Annotated in this window: 1 protein-coding gene and 2 pseudogenes; all 3 read right to left on the bottom strand. The window is 70.5% G+C overall.

The window, feature by feature from the left end:
• Positions 1–415: pseudogene (locus AC2W7M_RS21395) on the bottom strand (two-component sensor histidine kinase); the annotation flags it as partial.
• Positions 408–1789: pseudogene (locus tag AC2W7M_RS21390) on the bottom strand (sigma-54-dependent transcriptional regulator). The pseudogenes AC2W7M_RS21395 and AC2W7M_RS21390, both read right to left, overlap by 8 nt.
• Positions 1790–2049: 260 nt before the next feature.
• On the bottom strand, positions 2050–3756 hold the full coding sequence (locus AC2W7M_RS21385) for an OFA family MFS transporter (protein ID WP_486134741.1): 1707 nt from the start codon (positions 3754–3756) through the stop codon (positions 2050–2052).
• Positions 3757–4006 lie beyond the last annotated feature (250 nt).

Here is a 4006-nt window from a genome sequence, read left to right as displayed (position 1 = left end):
CCCGTCCTGCGCGCCCCGCCGGGGGCGCGGCGACGCGCCGGCCGTCCGCGTCGAGCAGATACAGGAAGTCGAGCCCGAGCGCGCGCCGGCGCGTCTCCAGGAACTGCGCCATCGCCGCCACGTCGCCCGTCCGCGCCACCTCGGCGAAGGCCACCGAATCGCCCAGCGCATGCAGCTTCTCGTCGGAGCGCTCCATGAGGCGGTCGAGGTACTGGCGGGCGATGGTGAGGTCGCCCGTCACCTTCGCGATCAGGAGGTTGTCGAACTGCTTCGTCCACCACGTCACCACCAGCGCCAGCACCGCCGGCAGGATGAGGAGCGTCGGCAGGAGGGCGATGGCGAGCAGGCGCGCCCGGACCGAGCGCAGGCGCCGCATGATCCCGCCGGCGGCGACCGGATCGGCGACCTCAGCCATTCCAGGCCTTCAGCTTCCGGTCCAGCGTCTTGCGCGAGACGCCGAGGCGCGCGCCGCCTCCGCGCGGTTGCCGCCGGCCTCGCCGAGCACCTTGAGCATGTGCGCCTTCTCCACCGCGTCGAGCGCCTGGGGGAAGGCCTCTTCGTCCTCGCGGGCATCGTCCGGCACCACGTCGCGGGGAAAGTCGCCGAGGATCAGCGAGCGTTCGATCACGTTGCGCAGCTCGCGCACATTGCCGGGCCAGGGGTAGCGCGCGAGCGCGCCGAGCACGCCTTCGGTGAGGTCGAGCGGGGCGACGCCGAGCTGGGCACTCAGCCCGGCGACGAACAGGCGCGCCAGAGGCGGCACGTCCTCCGGGCGCTCGCGCAGCGGCGCGAGGTGGATGTTCACCACGTTCAGCCGGTAATAGAGGTCCTGCCGGAAGCGGCCGGCCGCCACCTCGCCGGTCAGGTTGGCATTGGTGGCGGCGACCAGGCGCACATCCACCGGGATCTCGCGCTCGGCGCCCACCGGGCGGACCTTCTTGTCCTCGATCACGCGCAGCAGCTTGGACTGCATGGCGGGCGGCAGCTCGCCCACCTCGTCGAGGAACAGCGTGCCGCCCTGGGCATAGAAGAACAGCCCCTCGCGCGAGGAGGCGGCGCCGGTGAACGCGCCCTTCAGGTGGCCGAACAGCTCGCTCTCGATGATGTCGGGGGCGATGGCCGCGCAGTTCACCGGCACGAACGGCTTGCCGGCGCGCGGGGACAGCGCGTGCAGCGCGCGCGCCGTGATCTCCTTGCCGGTGCCGGATTCGCCCGTCACCAGCACCGTGGTGGGCATCGGCCCGAGACGCTCGATCATGGCGTGCACGGCGCGGGTGGCCCTGCTTTCCCCCGCCATCATGTGCGCTGCGGCGCCGGGCAGCGCGTCGAGCGCGCGGCGCAGCACGAAATTCTCGCGCATCAGCCGGCCCCGGTCGAGACAGCGGGCAATGGCGTTGAGGATCTGGTTGGAGCGGAACGGCTTCAGCACGAAGTCCGCCGCCCCGGCGCGCAGCGCCTTGATGGCGGTGTCGAGGTCGGCAAACGCGGTGATGAGGATCACCTCGCGGTAGAAGCCCGATCCGCGCAGGTCCTCCAGCCATTCGAGGCCGGTGCGCCCCGCCATCACGTTGTCGAGGATGATGAGGTCGAAGGGCGTCGCCTCGAGCAGGCGCGAGGCGCTCGCCACGTCGCCGGCCTCGGCCACGTGGCGGCAGCGGCTGGCGAGCATCCGCACGAGGAAGTTCCGCATCCCCGGTTCGTCGTCCACCACGAGGATGGAGGCGCCGGCGAGATGCGGGCTGAAGGCGATGTCCTCGGGGGCGTCGGCGGACGCGGCGGGGGTGTTCATGGGCTCCGGAACCGTCGATCTCGGACCCTCGTCGTCACGCGACAAAGGTCGTCCTCAAAAGACGATCAGCCCGGGCCTGAACGCGGCGGGGGTCTCGCCCTTCCTCCCGATGCCGCGGGGCCCCGCGCGGGGCGCGGTCCGGCGGCATCGCCACAATCAATCGCGCAAATCGGACCCGTGATCAAACGGCAAAGGCGCGCGTCCCGCCTCGCCGGGAGGACGGGACGCGCAAGGCGGCCGCCGGGAGGCCCGCGACCGGATCACTGGAACAGGATCACCGCCTTCTGCAGCGTGATCCACACGCCCCACGCCAGAGGCAGGCCGACCGCGAGCCAGGCCGCGACCACGAGGGCGAGCGGCGTCGAACCGGCGGCGACCGGGGTGGAGGTGGTCCCGGCGGAGGCGGAGACGCCGTCCTTCGCCTCCTCCTCGAAGTCCTCGAAGTCGGCGTGCACCGCCTCCTCCCTGGCTGCCTTGGCGGCGGCGCCGGGCTTCCTCAGCTCGCCGTCGCTCATGTAGAGATGCTCGGCCACCGGCTTCACCAGCAGGTTGACGACGAGCCCGAGCACCAGCAGGCCGGCGAGAATGTACATGGTCTGGTCGTACGCGGCCTCGCGCGGGATGCCGGAGGCGATCTGGTATTCGCGCAGATAGTTCACCAGCACCGGGCCGATGATGCCGGCGGTGGCCCAGGCGGTGAGCAGCCGGCCGTGGATGGCGCCCACCATGTGGGTGCCGAAGATGTCGGCGAGATAGGCCGGGATGGTGGCGAAGCCGCCGCCATACATGGAGAGGATGATGCAGAAGGCGGCGACGAACAGCACCACCGAACCCATGTGCGCCGTGGTCGGCACCAGCGCGTAGAGCGCGAAGCCCAGTACGAAGAACACCACATAGGTCATCTTGCGCCCGAGCCGGTCGGAGAACGACGCCCAGGCGAAGCGCCCGCCGATGTTGCACAGGCTCAGCAGGCCGGTGAAGCCGGCGGCGATGGCGGCGATCTGCGCCTTCTGCGCCGCGTCGAGCTGCGAGAAGGTGAGGTCGAGGCCGATCAGCCGGCCGCCGAACACCTCCTGCATCATGGGCGAGGCCATGCCGATGACGCCGATGCCGGCCGACACGTTGAGGCACAGGACTGCCCACAGCAGCCAGAATTGCGGCGTCTTCCACGCCACGTCGAGATGCACGTGGCGGTGGGTGACGAGCGCGTTGGCGGCCGGCTTCGGCGGCGTCCAGCCCTTCGGCGCCCAGCCCTCGCGCGGCACCCGGTAGCCGAGCGCGCCGCCCACCATGAAGACGAAATAGAGGGCGGCCATCACCAGGAAGGTCTGCCATACGCCCACCGAGGTCGGCGTGGCGAAATGCTGCATCAGCATGTTGGCGAGCGGGGCGCCGATCATGGCACCGCCGCCGAAGCCCATGATGGCCATGCCGGTGGCCATGCCGCGCCGGTCGGGGAACCATTTGATGAGGGTGGAGACCGGCGAGATGTAGCCGAGGCCGAGGCCAATGCCGCCGATCACGCCGGAGCCGAGCCACAGCATCCAGATCTGATGCAGGTAGACGCCCAGCGCCGAGATGACGAGGCCGCCGCACCAGCAGAAGGCGGAGACGAGGCCCGCCTTGCGCGGACCGGCATGCTCCAGCCAGCCGCCCCAGATGGCTGCGGAGGAGCCGAGCAGCACGAAGAACAGCGTGTACATCCAGCCGAGCGAGGAGATCTGCCAGTCGCAACTGGTAGCGAAGATGGCGGCGACCGCGCCCATGTCGGCCGGGCAGGCGATGGGCTTTGTGATGCCCACGGCGCGCGAGAGCGGCAGCCAGAACACGCTGAAGCCGTAGGCCATGCCGATGCACAGATGGATGGCGAGGGCGGCGGGCGGGACCAGCCAGCGGTTGAAACCGGCCGCTGCGACGGTGCGCTCGCGGCTGAGGAACGGCGGCGGCGCCAAAGTGGTGACGGACATGTCTCCTCCTGCTTTTCTTGCTTGGCGCGGACCTGAAGTCGCACGCTGCACCGTCGCCTAAGCAAGGGCAGGGCCAGAGATTTTCCCGCGATAGATCAAGGAAATCGCGCCATTCGCGACAGCCATGGTGGACATTTTGTCCCGGCCCCGGCGGCCGCGGGACGGCGGTGATGGACAAACGCGCCCACCCCGACCGGCCCGAGCACGCCGCCCGCTTGCGAGCGCCTCAGCCGCCGCGGCGCCAGGCGGA

Source organism: Xanthobacter sp. BG11Y11_SDJG, from assembly GCF_057364445.1.
Note: the sequence above shows the minus strand (reverse complement) of the source record. Positions and strands in the feature narration are given on the sequence as shown.